The following is a 19,843-nucleotide window of genomic DNA, read 5'->3' as shown; positions in this document are numbered from 1 at the left end:
ATGCGCGACACGCACAGCAACGGCCTGGGATGGCTGCTCGACCAGGAGCTGGGCTCTGTCGAGGGCGTCGCATACGCCGTGCTGATGAGCAGCGACGGCCTCCTGCAGGCCCGCACGGAGACGATCGGCCAGGAGGACGCGGAGAAACTCGCCGCCCTCACCGCGTCGCTGCGCGCCGCCGGCAAGGCGTGGGACGAGCACGTCGGTGGCCAGGGGATGTGCCAGCTGCTGATCGAGTCGCAGGGCCGTATCGGGCTGACCACGGCGGCCGCGCGGAACTCGATGCTGTCGGTGGTCACGACCGGGCCGGAGGCCGATGTCGGTCTGATCAGCCATCACATGGTGCGGCTGGCGACGCGGCTCGGCCACGAACTGGAAGTCGGGGACCGGCGCCCCGTCCCGGAAGACAGCACCGCGACGTGAGCGGTCCGCGGCACGACCCGGACCTGATCAGGCCCTACGTCCGCACCGGCGGGCGGAACCGGCCCCGCCCGGATGTGCGGCTGGAGACGGTGGTCATCGCCACGTCCGGCCCGACCGACACGCTCGGGCCGGACACCCGCAGGGTGATGCGCCTGTTCGCCGGCGGGAGGGGCGGTCTGGCCGTCGCGGACATCGCCGCCGCGCTGGAGCTGCCGCCGTCCACCGTACGGATCCTCGTCTCCGAGCTGATGGACAGCGGCCTTCTGGCCAGCCCGGCCCCCGCCGAGGGCCGGCCCGGACTCGACCTGCTGCAGGAGGTGCTGCGTGGACTACGCGAACTGGTCTGACCAGCCGTCCGACCGGCCCCCCGTCCACTACGTGGCCCCCGGCGTGGCCCGGTCGGCGAAGATCGTCGTCGCCGGGGCGTTCGGGGTCGGCAAGACCACCTTCGTCGGCAGTGTCTCCGAGGTGACACCGCTGCGCATGGAGGAGCCGATCACCGAGGCGAGCGTCGGCGTGGACGATCTGCGCGGCACCCCGCACAAGTCGACCACGACGGTCGCCATGGACTTCGGGCGCATCCATCTGCTGGGCGACCGCCTCGTGCTCTACCTGTTCGGCACTCCGGGCCAGGCCCGTTTCCGGCCCCTGTGGGAAGGGCTGACCGAGGGAGCGCTGGGCGCGGTCGTCCTGGCCGACACCCGGGACCTCGACGGCTGCCACGAGGTGCTGAGCCTGCTGGAGGAGCAGCAGACGCCGTACTCCGTCGTCATCAACGTCTTCCCCGACGCGCCCCGCTACCCCCTGGACGAGATCCGGCAGGCGCTCGCGCTGGATCCGGACACCCCGCTGACCGAGTGCGACGCGCGTGACCGCACCTCCTGCGTGTACGCGCTGATCACCCTCGTCGAGCACCTGACCACCCGTCCCGTTCCCGCCTCTCTTGTGGAGCAGCCCCTTCCATGACCACCCCCGACCCCGGCACCGCGAGCCCACCGGCGCGGGTCGCGCTCTACGACGCCGCGTTCGCCGAGGACCCCCATGCCGGGTACGAGCGCATGCGCCGCGTCCACGGCCCCCTGGTCCCCGTGGATCTCGCCCCCGGCATCCCGGCGACCCTGGTCATCGGCTTCCATCAGGCCCGGCGCATCCTCAACGACCCGCTGCACTTCCCCGCCGACCCGCGGATCTGGCAGCAGTCCGTGCCCGAGACCTGCCCGGTCCGGCCGATGATGGAGTGGCGCCCCAACGCGCTGCGCTCGTCCGGCGCCGAGCACACCCGCTACCGGACGGCGAACACCGACAGCATCCAGGCGGTCGACCAGCACGAGCTGCGGGCCCTGGTGGAGAAGGTGGCCTCCGGGGCCATCGGCGCCTTCCAGTCCCTCGGCCGGGCCGACCTGCTCACCCAGTTCTCGTTCCCCATCGCGTTCCACGTCCTCAGCGCGCTGCTGGGCTGCCCCGACGAGATCGGCATGCGCATCGCCGACGGCATGGCCAAGATCTTCGAGTCGGAGGCGGAGACGGCAGCCCTCGGCAACCGGATCCTCGGCGAGGCCCTGGCCGAACTCGTCGCGCTGCGGCGGCAGTACCCCGGGGACGACATCACCTCCCGGCTGATCGCGCACAGCGCCCGGCTGGACGACGTCGAGATGTCCCACCAGCTCGTCACGCTGTACGGCGCGGGCATCGAACCGCTGACCAACCTGATCAGCAACACCGTGCTCAGGATCCTCACCGACGAGCAGTTCTCGGCCGGCCTGCACGCGGGGCAGCCCGTGCGGGACGCGCTCGACACGGTCCTGTACACCGACCCGCCGATGGCCAACTACTGCATCAGCTACCCGCCGTACCCGATCGATGTCGAGGGCGTGCTGCTGCCCGCCCACCAGCCCGTCGTCATCTCCATGGCCGCCTGCAACAACGACCCGGCCGTCACCGGCGGCCTGGGCGCCGGCGCGCTCACCGGCAACCGCGCGCACCTGTCCTGGAGCATCGGCCCGCACACCTGCCCGGCCCGCACCCACGCGTACCTCATCGCCGAGACGGCCATCGCCTGCCTGCTCGACGCGCTTCCCGAGATCGACCTCGCCTGTCCCGTGTCCGATCTGGTGTGGCGGCCCGGTCCGTTCCACCGCGCCCTGGAAGCCCTGCCCGTCCGTTTCCCCGCCGTCGCCTGATCCGCCGTCAGCCGTCGCCTGTTCTGCCGTCAGGCTTCGCCTGTCCTGCCGTATCCGTCGCCTGTCCTGCCGTCATCCGAAGGAGACCCGGCCTTGTCCCAGCACACTCCGCTCGTCCTCGACCCCACCGGGGCCGCCCGGCACCTGGAGCACGAGACCCTGCGCGCCCAGGGCCCCGCCACGCGTGTGGACATCCTCGGCGTCCAGGCCTGGGCGGTCACCGACCCCGCCCTGCTCAAGCAGCTGCTGACCAGCCCCGACGTGTCCAAGGACGCGCGTGCCCACTGGCCCGCCTTCGAGCAGACGGTCGCGACGTGGCCGCTCGCCCTGTGGGTCGCGGTGAAGAACATGTTCACCGCCTACGGCGCCGACCACCGCCGGCTGCGGCGCATGGTCGCCCCCGCCTTCACCGCGCGTCGCATCGCCGAGCTGCGCCCGGCCGTGGAGGCCATGGTCACCGAGCTGATCGACGACCTCGCCACGGTGCCCGCGGGAGAGGTCGTGGACCTGCGCGAGCGGCTGGCCTACCCGCTGCCCATCTCCGTGATCGGCCACCTGATGGGCGTGCCGGAGGACCAGCGGGCCGACTTCCGGCAGCTCGTGGACGGGGTCTTCGACACCACGCTCACCCAGGAGGAGTCCCAGGCCAACGCCGTCCGTCTCTACGGCGTCCTCGACGAGCTGATCGCCACGAAGCGCGACACTCCCGGCGACGACATGACCTCCCTGCTCATCGCGGCCCGCGACGAGGAGGCGGACGGCACCGGCTTCACCGCCGAGGAACTCCGCGACACGCTCCTGCTGATGATCAGCGCGGGGTACGAGACCACCGTCAACGTCATCGACCAGGCCGTCGTCGCGATGCTGACCTCCCCCGGCCAGCTCGACCTCGTCCGCACCGGCAAGGCCGGCTGGAACGACGTCGTGGAGGAGACCCTGCGGCACGAACCCGCCGTCAAGCACCTGCCCCTGCGCTACGCCGTGACCGACATCGAGCTGCCCGACGGCCGGACCATCGCCCAGGGCGAGGCCATCCTCGCCTCGTACGCCGCCGCCAACCGGCACCCGGACTGGCACGGCGACGACGCCGACACCTTCGACATCACCCGCACCGTCAAGGACCACCTGGCCTTCGGTCACGGGGTGCACTTCTGCCTCGGCGCCCCGCTGGCCCGCCTGGAGGTTGCGGAGGCCCTGCGGCAGCTCTTCGACCGCTTCCCCGACCTCTCCCTCGCGGGACCGGCCGGAGACCTGCGCCCGGTGCCCTCCCTCATCAGCAACGGCCACCAGCGACTCCCGGTCCTCCTGCGCCCGGTGAACGGCGACACGGACCAGTAGCCCTCGCCGGCTCCCGGCTCCACACCGGGCAGCGGCGCTTGGCCGCGGCGGCCGGGCCGACCTGTTCGTTCGGATCGGCTCGCTGACCAAGCCGCTCACCGCGACCGTCGTTCTTTTCCCGGTGAGCGGCACAACTTTTCCGGGTGGGCGCGCATCGAACACAATGACCCACATCCACCCATTCGCCCTGTGGAGGCGGATGCGCCATGTCTCTGTTTTCTCACCGCTTCTCCCGTCGCGGCACGGTCGCCCTGCTGACCGCCGCGCTCGCCGGGCTCACGGTCGGCGGAGCCGCCTGGGGTGTGACCTCGACGGCGGCGCAGGCGTCGGCCGGGGTCCCTACCTGCTCCGCGAGCGATCTCTACCTCTCCATGGGCCGCAAGGAGGGCGCGGCCGGTTCGCTCTACTGGTCCATCCGGTTCACCAACACCGGCACCAGCACGTGCGCCCTGCGCGGCTACCCGGGCGTGAGCGTCCTGGACACCGCGCACCGGCAGATCGGTCCGGCCGCCACCCGCACCGGCGAGTCCTCCTCGACGGTGACGCTCGCCCCCGCCCGCTCCACCGTCGCGGTCATCCGCACCGCCAACGGCCCCATCGGCGGGCCCTGCCTGCGCACCGGCACCTACCTGCGGATCTATCCGCCGGCCTCGCACACCGCGATCCTCGTCCCGGCCCACTGGACCATCTGCTCCGGCATCTTCCAGACCGGCCCGGTCAACAACGACGGCACTTTCTGACGCGCCGTCGCCGAAGGGGCGGCACCCCCGCACAGGGTGCCGCCCCTTTTCTTTCGTGGCGCCGGAGCCGCCGCCGATCGGTCTGAGGGTCGGGGACCGACGGCGGCTCCGGGGTCTGGGCGGACGGCACCCCGCACAAGGTGCCGTCCGTCGGATCAGCGGTGGTCGCTGCCCTCCGAGTTGGTCGCCGCGCGGCCGGCCTCGAGGCGGGCGACCGGGATGCGGAACGGGGAGCAGGAGACGTAGTCGAGTCCGGCCTCGTGGAAGAAGTGGACCGACTCGGGGTCGCCGCCGTGCTCACCGCAGACGCCGAGCTTGAGGTCGGGACGGGTCTCGCGGCCCGCCTTCGCCGCAGCCTTCACCAGGGAGCCGACGCCGTCCTTGTCGATCGTCTCGAACGGGGAGACTCCGAAGATGCCCTTCTCCAGGTAGGCGGTGAAGAAGCTCGCCTCGACGTCGTCGCGGGAGAAGCCCCAGACCGTCTGGGTCAGGTCGTTCGTGCCGAAGGAGAAGAACTCCGCGGCTTCGGCGATCTGGCCGGCCGTGAGCGCGGCGCGGGGCAGCTCGATCATGGTTCCGATCGCCAGCTTGAGCGAGGTGCCCGTGGCGGCCTCGATCTCGGCGATGACCTGGTCGGCCTCCTCGCGGACGATCTCCAGCTCCTGGACGGTGCCGACGAGCGGGATCATGATCTCGGCGCGCGGGTCGCCCTTGGCCGTCTTGCGCTCGGCCGCGGCCTCGGCGATCGCGCGGACCTGCATGGTGAACAGGCCGGGGATGACCAGGCCGAGGCGGACGCCGCGCAGGCCCAGCATCGGGTTCTGCTCGTGCAGGCGGTGGACCGCCTGGAGCAGGCGCAGCTCGTTCTCGTGCGGCTCCTGGCGGGACTCGGCGAGGGCCACGCGGACCGACAGTTCGGTGATGTCGGGCAGGAACTCGTGCAGCGGCGGGTCGAGGAGGCGGATCGTGACCGGCAGGCCGTCCATCGCCTCGAACAGCTCGACGAAGTCCTTCTTCTGCAGGGGCAGCAGCTCGCGCAGCGCGGCCTCGCGCTCCTCCTCGGTGTCCGCGAGGATCAGCTTCTCGACCATCTCGCGGCGCTCGCCGAGGAACATGTGCTCGGTGCGGCACAGGCCGATGCCCTGGGCGCCGAAGCGGCGGGCGCGCAGCGCGTCCTCGGCGTTGTCGGCGTTGGCGCGGACGCGCAGGCGGCGCTTGCGGTCGGCGAAGGCCATCATGCGGTGCACGGCCTCGACCAGCTCGTCGGCGTCGTCGGCGCCCGGGTGCATGCGGCCCTCGAAGTACTCCACGACGGGGGACGGGACCACCGGGACCTCGCCCAGGTAGACCTTGCCGGAGGAGCCGTCGATGGAGATCAGGTCGCCTTCCTCCACCACGTGGCCGCCCGGGACCGTCATCCGGCGGCGCTTGGTGTCGACCTCCAGCTCCTCGGCGCCGCAGACACAGGTCTTGCCCATGCCGCGCGCGACGACGGCCGCGTGGGAGGTCTTGCCGCCGCGGGAGGTCAGGATGCCCTCGGCGGCGATCATGCCGTCCAGGTCGTCGGGGTTGGTCTCGCGGCGGACCAGGATGACCTTCTCGCCCGAGCGGGACCACTTGACGGCGGTGTAGGAGTCGAAGACGGCCTTGCCGACGGCCGCGCCCGGCGAGGCCGCGATGCCCCGGCCGACCTGCTCGACCTTCGCGCTCTCGTCGAAGCGCGGGAACATCAGCTGGGCCAGCTGGGCGCCGGTGACGCGCTGGAGCGCCTCGGTCTCGTCGATCAGGCCCTGGTCCACCAGCTGGGTCGCGATGCGGAAGGCGGCACCGGCGGTGCGCTTGCCGACGCGGGTCTGGAGCATCCAGAGCTGGCCGCGCTCGATGGTGAACTCGATGTCGCAGAGATCCTTGTAGTGGTTCTCCAGGGTCTCCATGATCTGCATGAGCTGGTCGTACGACTTCTTGTCGATCGACTCCAGCTCCGCGAGCGGGACCGTGTTGCGGATACCGGCGACGACGTCCTCGCCCTGCGCGTTCTGCAGGTAGTCGCCGTAGACGCCCTGGTGGCCGCTGGCGGGGTCACGGGTGAAGGCGACGCCGGTGCCGGAGTCGGGGCCCAGGTTGCCGAAGACCATGGAGCAGACGTTGACGGCCGTGCCGAGGTCGTGCGGGATGCGCTCCTGGCGGCGGTACAGCTTCGCGCGGTCGCCGTTCCACGAGTCGAAGACCGCCTTGATGGCGAGGTCCATCTGCTCGCGCGGGTCCTGCGGGAAGTCCCGGCCGGCCTCCTTCTTGACGATCTTCTTGAAGGCGGTGACCAGCTTCTTCAGGTCGGCGGCCTCCAGGTCGGTGTCGACCGTGACCTTCTTGGCCTCCTTGGCCTTGTCGAGGGCCTCTTCGAAGAGGTCGCCGTCGACGCCGAGGACGGTCTTGCCGAACATCTGGATGAGGCGGCGGTAGGAGTCCCAGGCGAACCGGTCGTCGCCGGCCTGCTTGGCCAGGCCCTGCACCGACTTGTCGGAGAGGCCGATGTTCAGGACGGTGTCCATCATGCCGGGCATGGAGAACTTGGCGCCGGAGCGGACCGACACGAGCAGCGGGTCGTCGGCCTGGCCGAGCTTCTTGCCCATCTTCTGCTCGAGGGCGTCGAGGTGCGCACTCACCTCGTCACGCAGTGCCGCGGGCTCCTCGCCGCTGTCCAGGTAGACCTTGCAGGCCTCGGTGGTGATGGTGAAGCCCGGAGGCACCGGAAGGCCCAGGTTCGTCATCTCGGCGAGGTTGGCGCCCTTGCCACCGAGGAGGTCCTTGAGGTCCTTGTTGCCCTCGGTGAAGTCGTAAACGAACTTCGCTACCTGAGGATCTTTGTTTTCCGACACGGGTCTCGACTCCTTGAGGCCGCGGTGGCTGCCCTGACGCCGAGGAACATACCCAGATCGAAGGCATCTGGGTACGTCCACTTGCGCGTCATACGCCCGTAACCACTCGCCAGCCAGCGGATCGAAAGTCAAGGCTTGGCAAGCAGAGACGGGCGCATGTCTTCAACTCTTGAATGCAACACACCCCGAGAGCCCGCACTACCGCTCAGATGAGCGGCTCATCGGCGCATCTGAGTTCGATCGATGAACGATCAAGGGGTGGCACTGAGTGCCACCCCTTGGAGAAGTGCAGACGCGCAGTGATCCGCTCATCTGAGCGCGACCCCTATCAAGGGTGGCGAGAATCACGCTGCCACAGAGGGTCGGATTTCACCATGCGGACGTGGATCCAGGACGGAAACACCTAGGTCACACACCCAGCGCCGACAGCCGCTCCTCCACCCGCTCCGGCGCGTACAGGTGCTCCACGACCAGCGCGCCCGCGCCGATCAGCCCGGCCCGCTCCCCCAGCCGGGAGGTCACCACGTCCAGGTGGGCCGTGGAGCGGGGCAGCGCACGCTGGTAGAGCAGCTCGCGCACGCCGGTGAGGAAGGGGGTTCCGGCCAGATCGCCCGCGATCATCAGCACGCCCGGGTTGAGCAGGGTCACGACCGTCGCCAGCACGTCCCCGACCAGGCGCCCGGCCTCCCGGGCCAGCGCGGCCGCCTCCGGGTGCCCGGCGGCCAGCAGGTCCCGTACGTCCGAGCCGGACGCGGCCGGCACCCCGGACTCCGCCAGCCGCCGGGCCACGGCGCCGCCGCTGGCGACGGCGGCGAGACAGCCGTACGACCCGCACCGGCACAGCGCGTCGGCGCCCACCCGGATGTGCCCGATGTCGCCCGCGCCGCCGTCGACACCCCGGTACAGCGAGCCGTCGACCACGACCCCGGCGCCGATGCCGGTGGACACCTTGACCAGCACGAACGCCGAGCAGTCGGGGTACCCGGTGCGCTGCTCGCCGAAGGCCATGAGGTTGGCGTCGTTGTCCACCAGGACCGGGACGGCCGGGGCGCCGGTGTGCTCGGTGAGGGCGCGGGAGAGGCGGCCGCGTATGTCGTAGCCGTCCCAGCCGGGCATGATCGGCGGCTGGACGACCCGGCCGGTCTCGCTGTCCACCGGTCCCGGCACGGCCAGCCCGATGCCGCAGACCTCCTCCGCCCGGTGCCCGGTCTTGGTCAGCAGCTCGCCGAACCAGCGGCCGAGTTCGCCGAGTACGGCCTCGGGCCCGTCCTCGACCACGAGCGTGCCGGAGTGCTCGGCGAGGATCTCGCCGGTCAGGGTGAGGACGGCCGCGCGGGCGTGCCGGGTGTCGAGGTCGGCGGCGAGGACGACCGCGTGGGAGTCGTCGAACTCCAGGGTGATCGAGGGGCGGCCGCCGAGCGGTGAGTCGACCGGGCCGCCGGCGCCCTCGCGCAGCCAGCCGGCCCGGAACAGCCGGTCGAGGCGCTGGCCGACGGTGGCGCGGGAGAGTCCGGTGGCCTGCTGGAGCGCTCCGCGTGTGACGGCTCGCCCACTGCGCACCAGTTCGAGCAGATCGCCGGCGCCGGCCGGAGTACCGCCCCGTGTCGCCTTGCCGGTCCTGCCGGGCCGTCCGGTCATGCGCACCCCCTTGTGCTTCTCAAGTTTGCCTTACATGCTGAGTTTTGCGTGTTAAATAGACGTAACCCTGCGGTAGACGCAGCCAAACCCGGTCGGCCGGACGTCTTCGGGGAGCCCCGAGTGGATCGCACTGCCCAGCTCACTGCCGGTGCCACGGCCCATGTCACCGGCCGTGCCACGGCCCGTGTCCCGGAGCGCGAGATCGCATACGATCCGCCGCCCTCGGCCACGTCGGCCACATCCCTGCACGTCAGGGCGGCCGCGGTGCTGGAGGCGAACTGGACGGGCGCGTCGACGGTGCCCTCCCGGAGTCTGTATCCGCACCAGTGGTCGTGGGACTCGGCGTTCATCGCGATCGGCCTCCGGCACGTCTCGCCGCTGCGGGCGCAGACGGAGCTGGAGACGCTGCTGGCCGCCCAGTGGGCCGACGGGCGCGTCCCGCACATCGTCTTCAACCCCTCCGTACCGCTCGACGCGTACTTCCCGAGCCCCGACTTCTGGCGCTCCTCGACGGCGGGGCGCGCCGCGGGCGCCCCGCGCACCGTACAGACGTCCGGCATCGTGCAGCCACCGGTGCACGCGCTGGCGGCCTGGCTGGTGCACCGCGCCGACCCGGTCCTGTCGCGGGCGCGCGGCTTCCTCGCCGGGGTGTATCCCCGGCTGGCCGCCTGGCACCGGTATCTGCTGCACCGGCGGGACCTGGGCGGGGGCGGGCTGGTGTCCGTCGTGCACCCCTGGGAACAGGGTATGGACAACAGCCCCTGCTGGGACGCCCCGCTCTCCCGGGTGACCCCGGCCCCGGCCCGCTCCTTCCGCCGCGCCGACCTCGACCACGGCGCCGCCGAGGACCGGCCGACGGATCTGGACTACGGGCGGTACGTGCGGCTGGCCGCGGACTACAGGGATGCCGGGTACGCCGACGGCGACGGGGAGTTCGCGGTCGAGGACCCCGCCTTCAACGCCCTGCTCATCGCGTCCGAGCACGCGCTGGCGCACATCGCCGAGGAACTGGGGGCGGCCGGTACCGCCCGGCACGCGCGGGCCGAGCGGCTGACCGCGGCGCTGGTGGAGCGGCTGTGGGAGCCGGCGGCCGGGATGTTCCTGTGCCGGGACGTGCGGGGCGGCGGGCCGATCGGCGAGCGGAGCGTGACCGGGCTGGTCCCGCTGCTGTTGCCCGGGCTGCCGCGCGACATCACCGCCGCCCTCGTCCGCACGCTCCGCGGGCCGCACTTCTCGCTCGGCGACCGCACCCGGCTCGTTCCCAGCTACGACCTCCTCGGCGAGGCCTTCGACCCGCACCGGTACTGGCGCGGCCCGGCCTGGTTCAACACGAGCTGGCTGGTGGAGCGGGGGCTGCGCACGCACGGCGAGCGGGCGGCGGCCGGAGCCCTGCGCGACGCGATGCTGCGCCTGGCCGACACCACCGACTTCGCCGAGTACGTCGACCCGTACACCGGCGAGGCGTGCGGCGCGACCGGCTTCGGCTGGACCGCCGCGCTCACGCTCGACCTGCTGCACCAGCCGCGGGAGCACGGCGTGTCCCGGACGGCCACCGGCACGTTCGACAGAAGCGGGTCGGACTGGAGCGGCCCGGACCGGAGCGCCTTGGACCGGAGCGGCCCGGACCGGAGCGGCCCGGACCGGAGCGGCCCGGACCGGAGCGCGTCGGACCGGAGCGGCTCGGACCGGAGCGCGTTGAACCGGAGCGGCCCGGACCGGAGCGGCCCGGACCGAAGCGGCCCGGACCGGAGCGGGTCGGACCAGAGCAACCCGGGCCGGAGCGCGTTGGACCGGAGCAACCCGGACCCGAGCGCGTTGGACCGGAGCAACCCGGACCCGAGCGCGTTGGACCGGAGCAACCCGGACCCGAGCGGCCCGGACCCGAGCGGGTTGAACCAGAGCGGGTCGGACCGGAGCGGCCCGGACCGGAGCGGCTTAGGCAGTGGCGACCTCGGCGCAGGCGGCCTCGGTGCAGGCGACCTCGGCAGAGGTGGCTTCGACAGGAGTGACAAGGGAGGGGACCGGGGATGACGGACCGGCATCATCTGCTCGTGCACGGGGCGACGTTCGCCGCCGTGGGCGACCGGGGTGACATCAGCGGGGTGCGGGGCGGCAGCTCCCCGGACGGGTTGTTCGTACGGGACGCCCGGCATCTCAGCCGCTGGCAGCTCACCGTCGACGGCGCGGTGCCCGAGGTGCTCACGCCGGTCTCGGACGGGGACGCGGCGCGCTGCGTGCTGGTGCCGCGCGGCGGCCGGCAGGAGCCGCCCGCGCACACCCTCTTCCGGGAACAGGCCGTCGGCGACAGCGCGTTCATCGAATCGCTGAAGGTGACCAGCAACCGCCCGGTGCCGACCACCGTGCGCCTCGCGATCACCGCCGACGCCGACTTCACCGACCAGTTCGAACTCCGCTCCGACCACCGCACCTACGTCAAACCCGGCGCCGTACGCTCCCGCCAGGTCCTCGACGACGGCATCGAGTTCGCCTACCGGCGGGCCGAGTGGCACTCCTGTACGACCATCACGGCCGACCCCGCCCCGGACGCCGTCGAGGAGACCGGCACCGGCGCCCGGCGCCTGGTGTGGACCCTGGACCTGGCCCCGCACGGCACGACCGAGCTGGTGCTGCGCGTGATGGCCCGCCCGCACGGCGACAAACGTGCCCTGCGCGTGCCCCGCTCCCCCGCCGCCGTGCACGAACAACTCCTCGCACTGGAAGGCGCGTTCATGGAGGGCGTGGCCTTCCCGACCGGCTGGCCGGAGCTGGCCGCGGCCTGCGCGCGGGGCCTCGCGGACCTGGCCGCGCTCCAGGTCCCGGCGACCGGACCGGACGGCGAGGAGCTGCGCGTACCGGCGGCCGGCGCCCCCTGGTTCCTCACCCTGCTCGGCCGGGACGCCCTGCTGGCCTCGCTCTTCGCGCTGCCGTACCGCCCCCGGCTGGCCGCCGCCACCCTCCCCGCGCTCGCCGCCACCCAGGCGACGGCGGGCGGCATCGGATCCGCCGTCGCCCAGCCCGGCAAGATCGTGCACGAGGTGCGGCACGGCGAGCTGGCCCACTTCGGGCAGGTGCCGTTCGGGCGCTACTACGGCTCGGTCGACGCGACCCCGCTGTTCCTGATCCTGCTCGGGGCGTACGTCGAGCGGACCGGGGACGCGGACTTGGCCCGCCGCCTGGAACCGCACGCCCGTGCCGCCATCGGCTGGATGCTGGACCACGGCGGGCTGACCTCGCGCGGCTATCTCGTCTACCGCGCCGACGAGGGCGGCCTCGCCAACCAGAACTGGAAGGACTCCCCCGGCGCGATCTGCTGGTCCGACGGCACGCGCCCCACCGGGGCCGTGATGGCGGCGGGCGCCCAGGGCTACGCGTACGACGCGCTGCGCCGCACGGCGTGGGTGGCGCGCACGGTGTGGGACGACGAGACGTACGCCGCCCTGCTGGAACAGGCGGCGGCCGACCTGCGCGACCGCTTCCAGCGGGACTTCTGGATGCCGGACCGGTCCTTCCCGGCGCTCGCGCTGGACGGGGAGGGCCGCCAGGTCGACGCGCTCGCCTCCGACGCCGGGCATCTGCTGTGGTCCGGGCTGCTGGACAAGGAGTACGGCGAGGTGGTCGGCCGGCGGCTGCTCGAACCGGACTTCTTCTCGGGCTGGGGCGTCCGCACGCTCGCCTCCGGCCAGCCCGCGTACCACCCGCTCTCCTATCACCGGGGCTCGGTGTGGCCGCACGACAACGCGCTGATCACGCTGGGCCTCGCCCGCTACGGCCTGCACGACGAGGCCCGTACCGTCGCGCACGCCCTGGTCGACGCGGCCACGGCGGCCGGACACCGGCTGCCGGAGGTACTGGCGGGCTACGGCCGCGACACGCATCCGGAACCGGTCCCGTATCCGCATGCCTGCGTCCGGGAATCCCGGTCGGCGGCGGCTCCGTTGGCGCTGTTGACGGCGGTGGGCGGGGCGTAGCGGACTCTTGGCCAGGGATTTGCCGGGTGTTTGCCCGGGGGCGTGAACAGGGACGAAGGTACGGCCGTACGAGTGAGCATCATGGGTCTCGCACGGAAGGACCTTCGGGTTGTCTCAGCACACGACCACGCGGCAGGACACGGCTGAAGACGCCTTGGAGGGCACCGCCGACGCCACGTCCGAGGAGGCGCCGGCGGGCGTCGCCGAAGAACCCACCTCCGTAGCACCCATCGTCGAAGAATCCGTCGCCGAAGAACCCGCCCTCGTACAGCCCGTCGCCGAAGAATCCGTCGTCGAGGAACCCGCCCCACCCCGCGCCGCGTCCCACCCCTGGTCGAAGTGGTCCGGCTGGGTGGGGCGTTGGCGCGAGGGTCACCCGGCCGCCGCCCGGGCCCTCTCCCTCACCGTCACCCTGCTCGCCGCCGCCCTCGTCGTCATCGCGCTGGTGCTGCCGAACACGGTGGTCGGGCTCGGGCCGGCGAAGTTCACGCGCATACCCGGGGAGGCGGTGATCGGGGCGGCGGTGCTGATCGCGCTGCCGCGGCGGCCGCGGATCGTGCTGGCGGCGGTGTCGGGGGTCGCGCTCGGGTGCATGACCGTGCTGAACCTGCTGGACATGGGGTTCAACCAGTACCTCGGCCGGAACTTCAACCTGGTCCTGGACTGGACACTGCTCGGTGACGCGGAGTCGTACCTGGAGGACTCGCTCGGGCGCACGGCCACCCTCGCGGCCACAGCCGGTGTGATCGCGGTGGTCCTGCTCCTCTTCCTCCTGCTGGCGCTGTCGATGGTCCGGCTGGGCAACCTGCTCGCCCGGCACACCGGCACCGCGACCCGGGGAACGCTGATCGCGGGCGTCGTGTGGATCACCTGCTCCTCGCTCGGCCTGCAGATATCCGGCGTGCCGATCGCCTCGGACCGCACGGCCACGGCGCTGAAGGTCCAGGCCCGCCGGGTGGCCGACACCCTTCATGACGAGGCGGAGTTCCGGAAGGTGGCCAAGGTGGACGCCTTCGGCAACACCCCCGCCTCCCAGCTGGTGCCCGACCTGCGCGGCAAGGACATGATCTTCACGTTCATCGAGAGCTACGGCCGTAGCGCCATCGAGGACCCGATCATGTCCCCGGGGGTCGACAAGACCCTGGCCGAGCGCACCGAGGCGCTGGCGAAGGCGGGCTATCACGCCAAGAGCGGCTGGCTGACCTCGGCGACCTACGGCGGCAGCAGCTGGCTCGGCCACTCCACCGCCCTGTCGGGGCTCTGGGTCAACAACCAGCAGCGCTACCGCACGGTGATGGCGAGCGACCACCTCAGCCTCACCAAGGCCTTCAAGAAGTCCGGCGCCTGGGACACGGTCGGGGTCATGCCGGGCGTGCAGAAGGCCTGGCCCGAGCAGAGCTTCTACGGCCTGGACACGGTCTACAACGCCTTCGAACTCGGTTACAAGGGGCCGAAGTTCAGCTGGTCGACCATGCCGGACCAGTACGCGCTGGAGCAGTTCCAGCAGCGGGTGCACGGCAAGAAGCACGCCAAGCCGATGATGTCGGAGATCATCCTCACCTCCAGCCACCAGCCCTGGGCGCCGATCCCGAAGATGGTCGGCTGGGACCAGCTGGGCGACGGCTCGGTCTTCAAGGACATCCAGGCGGCGGGCAACAAGCCGGCCGACGTCATCGCCGACACCACCAAGTCCCGCGAGGAGTACGGCAAGTCGATCCAGTACTCGGTGACCGCGCTGACCGAGTGGCTGGAGCGCTACGGCAGCAAGGACACCGTCCTCGTCTTCCTCGGCGACCACCAGCCGATCGCCCGCGTCAGCGGCAACCACGCCAGCCGTGACGTGCCGATCTCGATCGTCGCCAAGGACCCGAAGGTCCTCGACAGGATCGCCGGGTGGGGCTGGTCGGACGGGCTGCGTCCCGCGCACGACGCGCCGGTGTGGAAGATGAGCGCCTTCCGCGACCGCTTCCTGACCGCGTACGGATCCACCCCGCACCCGAAGAAGGGCTGATCAGCCCCCGGAGGTGTCCAGCTCCGCGTCCTCGCTGACACCCGCGCAGTCGTACGGGTCCTTCAGCCAGCCGTCCGGCAGCACCACCCGGTTGTTGCCGGACGTACGGCCGCGCGGGCCGTCGGCCCCGGCGGGCCACGGCTGGTCGAGGTCCAGTTCGTCGAGGCCGGTCCGCAGCTCCTCCAGCGAGGAGGTGATCGCGAGCCGCTTGCGCATCTCGGAGCCGACCGCGAAGCCCTTCAGGTACCAGGCGACGTGCTTGCGGAAGTCGATGACGCCCCGCGACTCGTCGCCGATCCACTCACCGAGCAGGGTGGCGTGCCGGACCATGATGTCGGCGACCTCCCGCAGCGTCGGCCGCAGGATGTCCTCGGTACGCCCCTCGAAGGCGGCCACCAGGTCGGCGAACAGCCACGGGCGCCCGAGGCAGCCCCGGCCGACGACCACTCCGTCGCAGCCCGTCTCCCGCACCATCCGCAGCGCGTCCTCGGCCGACCAGATGTCGCCGTTGCCGAGCACGGGGATCTCCGGCACATGCTCCTTGAGGCGGGCGATGGCGTCCCAGTCGGCGGTGCCGCCGTAGTGCTGGGCGGCGGTGCGGCCGTGCAGGGCGATGGCCGTGACGCCCTCCTGGACGGCGATCCGCCCGGCGTCGAGGTAGGTGATGTGGTCGTCGTCGATGCCCTTGCGCATCTTCATCGTCACCGGAATGTCACCGGCGCCGGAGACGGCCTCGCGCAGGATGGCCCGCAGGAGGTTGCGCTTGTAGGGCAGGGCGGAGCCGCCGCCCTTCCTGGTCACCTTGGGGACCGGGCAGCCGAAGTTCAGGTCGATGTGGTCGGCGAGGTCCTCCTCCGCGATCATGCGGACGGCCTTGCCGACGGTCGCCGGGTCCACGCCGTACAGCTGGATCGAGCGCGGCTTCTCTGTCGCGTCGAAGTGGATCAGCTGCATGGTCTTCTCGTTGCGCTCGACCAGCGCCCGGGTCGTGATCATCTCGCTCACGAACAGGCCCTTGCCGCCGCTGAACTCCCTGCACAGGGTGCGGAAGGGCGCGTTCGTGATGCCGGCCATCGGCGCCAGCACGACGGGCGGCCGGACGGTGTGCGGGCCGATCTGCAGGGGGGACTCGGACGACGTGGGCGACGTGGGCATTGCCCCATTGTCGCGCACCGGCAGAGATCATGTAACGGTCATTAGTTAACCGCACTATTGAAATCGGCGTACGATGGGACGCATGCCGGAGCTGAGCCACCGCCGACGTCTGCTCGTGCTCGCGATCTGCTGCATGAGCCTGCTGATCGTGAGCCTCGACAACACGGTCCTCAACGTGGCGCTGCCGTCGATGCAGCGCGAACTGCACGCCACCACGTCCGGGCTGCAGTGGACGATCGACGCCTACACGCTGGTGCTGGCCTCGCTGCTGATGCTCGCGGGCTCGACGGCCGACCGGATCGGCCGCAAGCGGGTCTTCATGGCGGGGCTGGTGATCTTCTCGGTCGGCTCGCTGCTGTGCTCGCTCGCCCCGAACCTGGAGCTGCTGGTCGTCTTCCGCATGGTCCAGGCGGTCGGCGGCTCGATGCTCAACCCGGTCGCCATGTCGATCATCACCAACACCTTCACGGACCCGCGCGAGCGTGCCCGCGCCATCGGGGCGTGGGGCGGCGTGGTCGGCATATCCATGGCGGCCGGCCCGATGGTCGGCGGTCTGCTGGTGGAGTCGGTCGGCTGGCGCTCGATCTTCTGGGTCAACCTCCCCGTGGGCCTCGCGGCCCTCCTGCTCACCCTGCGCTTCGTCCCCGAGTCCCGCGCGCCCCGGGCCCGCCGCCCCGACCCGGTCGGCCAGCTGCTGGTCATCGCCCTGTTCGGCGCGCTGACGTACGCGATCATCGAGGCACCGGACTCGGGCCCCGGCACGGTGGCCCCCTTCGCCGTGGTCGCCCTCGTCGCGCTGCTGGGCCTGCTCCGGTACGAGCCCCGGCGCCCGGAACCCCTCATCGACCTGCGCTTCTTCCGCTCGGCTCCGTTCAGCGGCGCCACCGTGATCGCGATCAGCGCGTTCGCCGCGCTCGGCGGCTTCCTGTTCCTGTCGACGCTGTACCTGCAGAACGTACGCGGCCTCGACGCGCTGCACGCGGGCCTGTGGATGCTGCCGATGGCCGCGCCGACGTTCCTGTGCGCGCCGCTGTCCGGGCGGCTGGTCGGCAGCCGCGGCCCCCGGCTGCCGCTGCTGATCGCCGGGGCGGCCATGACCGCGAGCGGGATCCTGTTCGCCGCCTTCGAGGCGGAGACCTCGAACGCCACGCTGTTCGCCGGGTACGTGCTGTTCGGCATCGGCTTCGGCTTCGTGAACGCGCCGATCACGAACACGGCGGTGTCGGGGATGCCGCGCGCCCAGGCGGGGGTCGCGGCCGCGGTCGCCTCCACCAGCAGGCAGCTGGGGCAGACGCTGGGCGTGGCGATCGTGGGCGCCGTACTGGCCGCGGGGATCGGCTCGTCGTCGTACAAGGACGCGTTCGTGTCGGCGGCCCGGCCCGGGTGGTGGATCCTCACGGTGTGCGGGCTGGCCGTGCTGGTCCTCGGGCTGGTCACCAGCGGGCGCTGGGCGCGGCGGACCGCCGAGCGGACGGCCGAGCGGCTGGAGTCGCCCGAGGTGCGCCAGGCGGTCGCGGTCTCCGGACGGGAGTAGCCGTACCCGCGATGCCCCGGCACGGGCGGCAGGGGCGCGTGCCGGGGCATCGGGGTGTGGGGCGTGGTCGCAGGGCTCAGCCGGCGTGAACCAGGGTCTCCTCGCCGCCGAGGCGGGCGGCGCGCGTGTCCCTGTACAGGGTGGTCTCGCCGTCGGACCAGCGGACGACGAGGTCGTCGGTGCGGTGGTTCTGTGTGAAGTCGCCCGTGGTCATGACCTTGTTGTGCCGCCAGAGGGCGTTGGGATCCATGATGCGCTGCTCGCGGCCCAGGCCGGAGGTGGTGGTGTTGACGTAGTTGTCCAGTTCGCCGTCGGTCCACTGCACCATCAGGTCCCACTTGGCGCTGCCGGAGTACTCGCCCGCGGTGAGCAGCGTGGCGTTCCGCCAGGTGTCGTTCTTGTCCTTGAGCTTGTGCTCCGTGCCGAACGTGCCGGCGCCGACCCCGGTGTAGAGGGTCACCTCCCCGTCGGCCCAGCGCACGATCAGGTCGGTGACGTACCGGGAGGCGTTGAAGCGGCCCGCCGCGATCTGGGTCGCGTTCCTCCACCGGTCGTTGGGCTTGATCATCCGGGTACCGGACCGGTCGAGGCCCTTGGTGCCGACGTCGCCGTACAGGGTGACCTCGCCGTCGGACCAGCGCACCAGCAGGTCGAACCGGTTCGACCCGGTGAAGTCGCCCGCGGTGATGGTCCGGGCGCTCTTCCAGGTGGAGTTCCTCGGCAGCAGCCGGCGCTCGCCGGAGAAGCCGCCCTTGCCGTCGCTGTTGTAGAGGGTCGTCTCACCGTCGTCCCACACCACGATCATGTCGCTGTGGCCCTTGCCGTTGAAGTCGCCCGAGGCCATCAGCCTGGCGTGCTTCCAGGTCGGACCGGAGCCCATTGTGTAGGGCAGCGGCGGCTGCCGGTAGGGACCGTAGTCGGGGTTACGGCCCTTCTGGGCATCGGCGTAGAGCTTGAAGAAGCGGTCACCGTGCAGCGGGCTGTAGGTGATCTCGTTGTACCGCGGATCCGACCCCGGCACATCGGGGCCGCCCTGGTTGAAGCCGCCCACGTTACCGATGATCGTGCCGGTGTCCCCGGAGGCGTCGAGCTTGGAGAAGAACGGCCCGCCGGAGACCCCGCCCCACATGCCGCCGCAGAAGATCTGCATCTGGTAGTAGCCGGACAGCGCGGTCGTGTAGACGTCGGGGCAGCGGACCGCCGTGTCCTGCGGGTTGTGCCCGACCATCGGGTAGCCGACGACGGTCACCTTGTTGGCATAACCGGGTGTACGGGCCAGGGTGTTGGCGCCGCCCACGACGTCCTGGACGTTCTTGCCGCCGTTCGGCTTCAGGCTCGCGAAGGCGTAGTCCAGGTCGGAGTTCTTGCTCCTGTCCGAGGCGTACCGCTTGTCGCGGAACCACGTGTCGACCGCCCAGACCCCGTACTTCTGCTGCGCCGCGGTCCTGGTGTGGTCGTACATGGGCACGAACATGGCTTTGGCGCCGAGACAGTGGCCGGCGGTGAGGATCAGGTTGTGCCCCCCGCTGCGCACAACGCTGGCCGAACAGCGGTGGGCCCGCTCGCCCTCTCCCATTTTGAAGATCGTGCCGACGGACTTGATGCCTTTGAAGTGCTGGGCGGTGATGCCCCTCGCGGAGCGCTGCTCCCCCGCCGCCGCCAGGCTCTTCGGAGGGGTGGTGCGGCCCGAGGGGTCGGTGGCCGAGGCCATGCGTTCGGGCGTCCAGAAGCGCATGGCGGCCTGGGCCGTCCAGGTGTCATCGGCGGCCGGCACCCGCGTGTCAGCGGCCGGCGCGGGTGTGCCGGGGACAGCGCTCGGGTTGCCGGCCTGGGCCGCCGCGGCGTTGCCCAGCAGCAGCGCGGCGCTCAGCGCCGCGACGGCTCCGAGACGTATTCGTTTGTCGAGCAATTCAGGTTTCTCCCACTGAGGCAGGCAGGGCGGAACGAGCATCCCGGGAGCAGCCGTTGCCGTGCGCACGC

General features: G+C 71.5%; 14 protein-coding genes. 10 read left to right on the top strand and 4 right to left on the bottom strand.

All coding sequences use genetic code 11. The features are described from left to right. The 6 genes from ABZ865_RS02000 to ABZ865_RS01975 all read left to right on the top strand — a co-directional run bounded on the left by ABZ865_RS02000 (position 1) and on the right by ABZ865_RS01975 (position 4,681). On the top strand, positions 1 to 423 hold the full coding sequence (locus ABZ865_RS02000) for a roadblock/LC7 domain-containing protein (protein ID WP_361222453.1): 423 nt from the start codon (positions 1 to 3) through the stop codon (positions 421 to 423). After that, positions 420 to 770 (top strand): DUF742 domain-containing protein, encoded by a 351-nt coding sequence (locus tag ABZ865_RS01995; protein WP_361222451.1) that lies wholly within the window; start codon positions 420 to 422, stop codon positions 768 to 770. Before ABZ865_RS02000 ends, ABZ865_RS01995 begins: the two co-directional genes overlap by 4 nt. Continuing rightward, on the top strand, positions 748 to 1,389 hold the full coding sequence (locus ABZ865_RS01990; protein ID WP_361222449.1) for an ATP/GTP-binding protein: 642 nt from the start codon (positions 748 to 750) through the stop codon (positions 1,387 to 1,389). The genes ABZ865_RS01995 and ABZ865_RS01990 overlap by 23 nt, the downstream gene beginning before the upstream one ends. Next, a complete protein-coding gene (locus tag ABZ865_RS01985) occupies positions 1,386 to 2,603 on the top strand; it encodes a cytochrome P450 (protein ID WP_361222447.1) in 1,218 nt (405 codons plus the stop codon). Before ABZ865_RS01990 ends, ABZ865_RS01985 begins: the two co-directional genes overlap by 4 nt. Before the next feature lie 93 nt (positions 2,604 to 2,696). Continuing rightward, positions 2,697 to 3,941 carry a cytochrome P450 gene (locus tag ABZ865_RS01980; protein WP_361222445.1) on the top strand — a complete coding sequence of 415 codons (1,245 nt, stop codon included), beginning with the start codon at positions 2,697 to 2,699 and terminating at the stop codon, positions 3,939 to 3,941. A 206-nt stretch (positions 3,942 to 4,147) separates the two neighbouring features. Next, on the top strand, positions 4,148 to 4,681 hold the full coding sequence (locus ABZ865_RS01975) for a DUF4232 domain-containing protein (protein ID WP_361222443.1): 534 nt from the start codon (positions 4,148 to 4,150) through the stop codon (positions 4,679 to 4,681). A gap of 155 nt (positions 4,682 to 4,836) precedes the next feature. On the opposite strand, the gene ppdK is transcribed toward ABZ865_RS01975, so the two are convergent. Further along, on the bottom strand, positions 4,837 to 7,557 hold the full coding sequence (ppdK, locus tag ABZ865_RS01970; RefSeq protein ID WP_361222441.1) for a pyruvate, phosphate dikinase: 2,721 nt from the start codon (positions 7,555 to 7,557) through the stop codon (positions 4,837 to 4,839). A 408-nt stretch (positions 7,558 to 7,965) separates the two neighbouring features. Then, complete coding sequence (locus ABZ865_RS01965; RefSeq protein WP_361222439.1) at positions 7,966 to 9,195, bottom strand: ROK family protein; 1,230 nt, start codon at positions 9,193 to 9,195, stop codon at positions 7,966 to 7,968. 120 nt (positions 9,196 to 9,315) lie between these two features. Here ABZ865_RS01965 and ABZ865_RS01960 point away from each other — a divergent pair, with 120 nt between their 5' ends. The 3 genes from ABZ865_RS01960 (at position 9,316) to ABZ865_RS01950 (ending at position 15,174) form a co-directional block, all read left to right on the top strand. Then, a complete protein-coding gene (locus ABZ865_RS01960) occupies positions 9,316 to 11,226 on the top strand; it encodes a hypothetical protein (protein ID WP_361222437.1) in 1,911 nt (636 codons plus the stop codon). Further along, positions 11,223 to 13,163 (top strand): glycogen debranching N-terminal domain-containing protein, encoded by a 1,941-nt coding sequence (locus ABZ865_RS01955; RefSeq protein ID WP_361222435.1) that lies wholly within the window; start codon positions 11,223 to 11,225, stop codon positions 13,161 to 13,163. The genes ABZ865_RS01960 and ABZ865_RS01955 overlap by 4 nt, the downstream gene beginning before the upstream one ends. 352 nt (positions 13,164 to 13,515) lie before the next feature. After that, positions 13,516 to 15,174, top strand: a complete 1,659-nt coding sequence (locus tag ABZ865_RS01950; protein WP_361224315.1) for a CDP-alcohol phosphatidyltransferase — start codon at positions 13,516 to 13,518, stop codon at positions 15,172 to 15,174. Here the strand turns inward: ABZ865_RS01950 and dusB are convergent, their stop codons facing one another. Beyond that, on the bottom strand, positions 15,175 to 16,329 hold the full coding sequence (gene dusB, locus ABZ865_RS01945) for a tRNA dihydrouridine synthase DusB (RefSeq protein WP_361222433.1): 1,155 nt from the start codon (positions 16,327 to 16,329) through the stop codon (positions 15,175 to 15,177). A gap of 82 nt (positions 16,330 to 16,411) precedes the next feature. Here dusB and ABZ865_RS01940 point away from each other — a divergent pair, with 82 nt between their 5' ends. Further along, positions 16,412 to 17,863, top strand: coding sequence for an MFS transporter (locus ABZ865_RS01940; RefSeq protein WP_361222431.1), 1,452 nt, complete (start codon positions 16,412 to 16,414; stop codon positions 17,861 to 17,863). A gap of 76 nt (positions 17,864 to 17,939) precedes the next feature. Here ABZ865_RS01940 and ABZ865_RS01935 read toward each other — a convergent pair whose 3' ends face one another. Then, on the bottom strand, positions 17,940 to 19,772 hold the full coding sequence (locus tag ABZ865_RS01935; protein WP_361222429.1) for a VCBS repeat-containing protein: 1,833 nt from the start codon (positions 19,770 to 19,772) through the stop codon (positions 17,940 to 17,942). Between the last annotated feature and the right edge of the window lie 71 nt (positions 19,773 to 19,843).

Source organism: Streptomyces sp. NPDC047085 (genome assembly GCF_040643735.1).
In the GTDB taxonomy this organism is placed as follows: domain Bacteria; phylum Actinomycetota; class Actinomycetes; order Streptomycetales; family Streptomycetaceae; genus Streptomyces.
The sequence above is the reverse complement of the archived record's forward strand: the minus strand, read 5'-3'. Positions and strand labels throughout refer to the sequence as shown.

Bases quoted from the DNA above. Each gene is read 5' to 3' on its own strand.
- ABZ865_RS01955 (WP_361222435.1), top strand. From the start codon at position 11,223: ATGACGGACCGGCATCATCTGCTCGTGCACGGGGCGACGTTCGCCGCC.
- ABZ865_RS01975 (WP_361222443.1), top strand. From the start codon at position 4,148: ATGTCTCTGTTTTCTCACCGCTTCTCCCGTCGCGGCACGGTCGCCCTG.
- ABZ865_RS01985 (WP_361222447.1), top strand. From the start codon at position 1,386: ATGACCACCCCCGACCCCGGCACCGCGAGCCCACCGGCGCGGGTCGCG.
- ABZ865_RS01965 (WP_361222439.1), bottom strand. From the start codon at position 9,195: ATGACCGGACGGCCCGGCAGGACCGGCAAGGCGACACGGGGCGGTACT.
- ABZ865_RS02000 (WP_361222453.1), top strand. From the start codon at position 1: ATGCGCGACACGCACAGCAACGGCCTGGGATGGCTGCTCGACCAGGAG.
- dusB (WP_361222433.1), bottom strand. From the start codon at position 16,329: ATGCCCACGTCGCCCACGTCGTCCGAGTCCCCCCTGCAGATCGGCCCG.
- ABZ865_RS01940 (WP_361222431.1), top strand. From the start codon at position 16,412: ATGCCGGAGCTGAGCCACCGCCGACGTCTGCTCGTGCTCGCGATCTGC.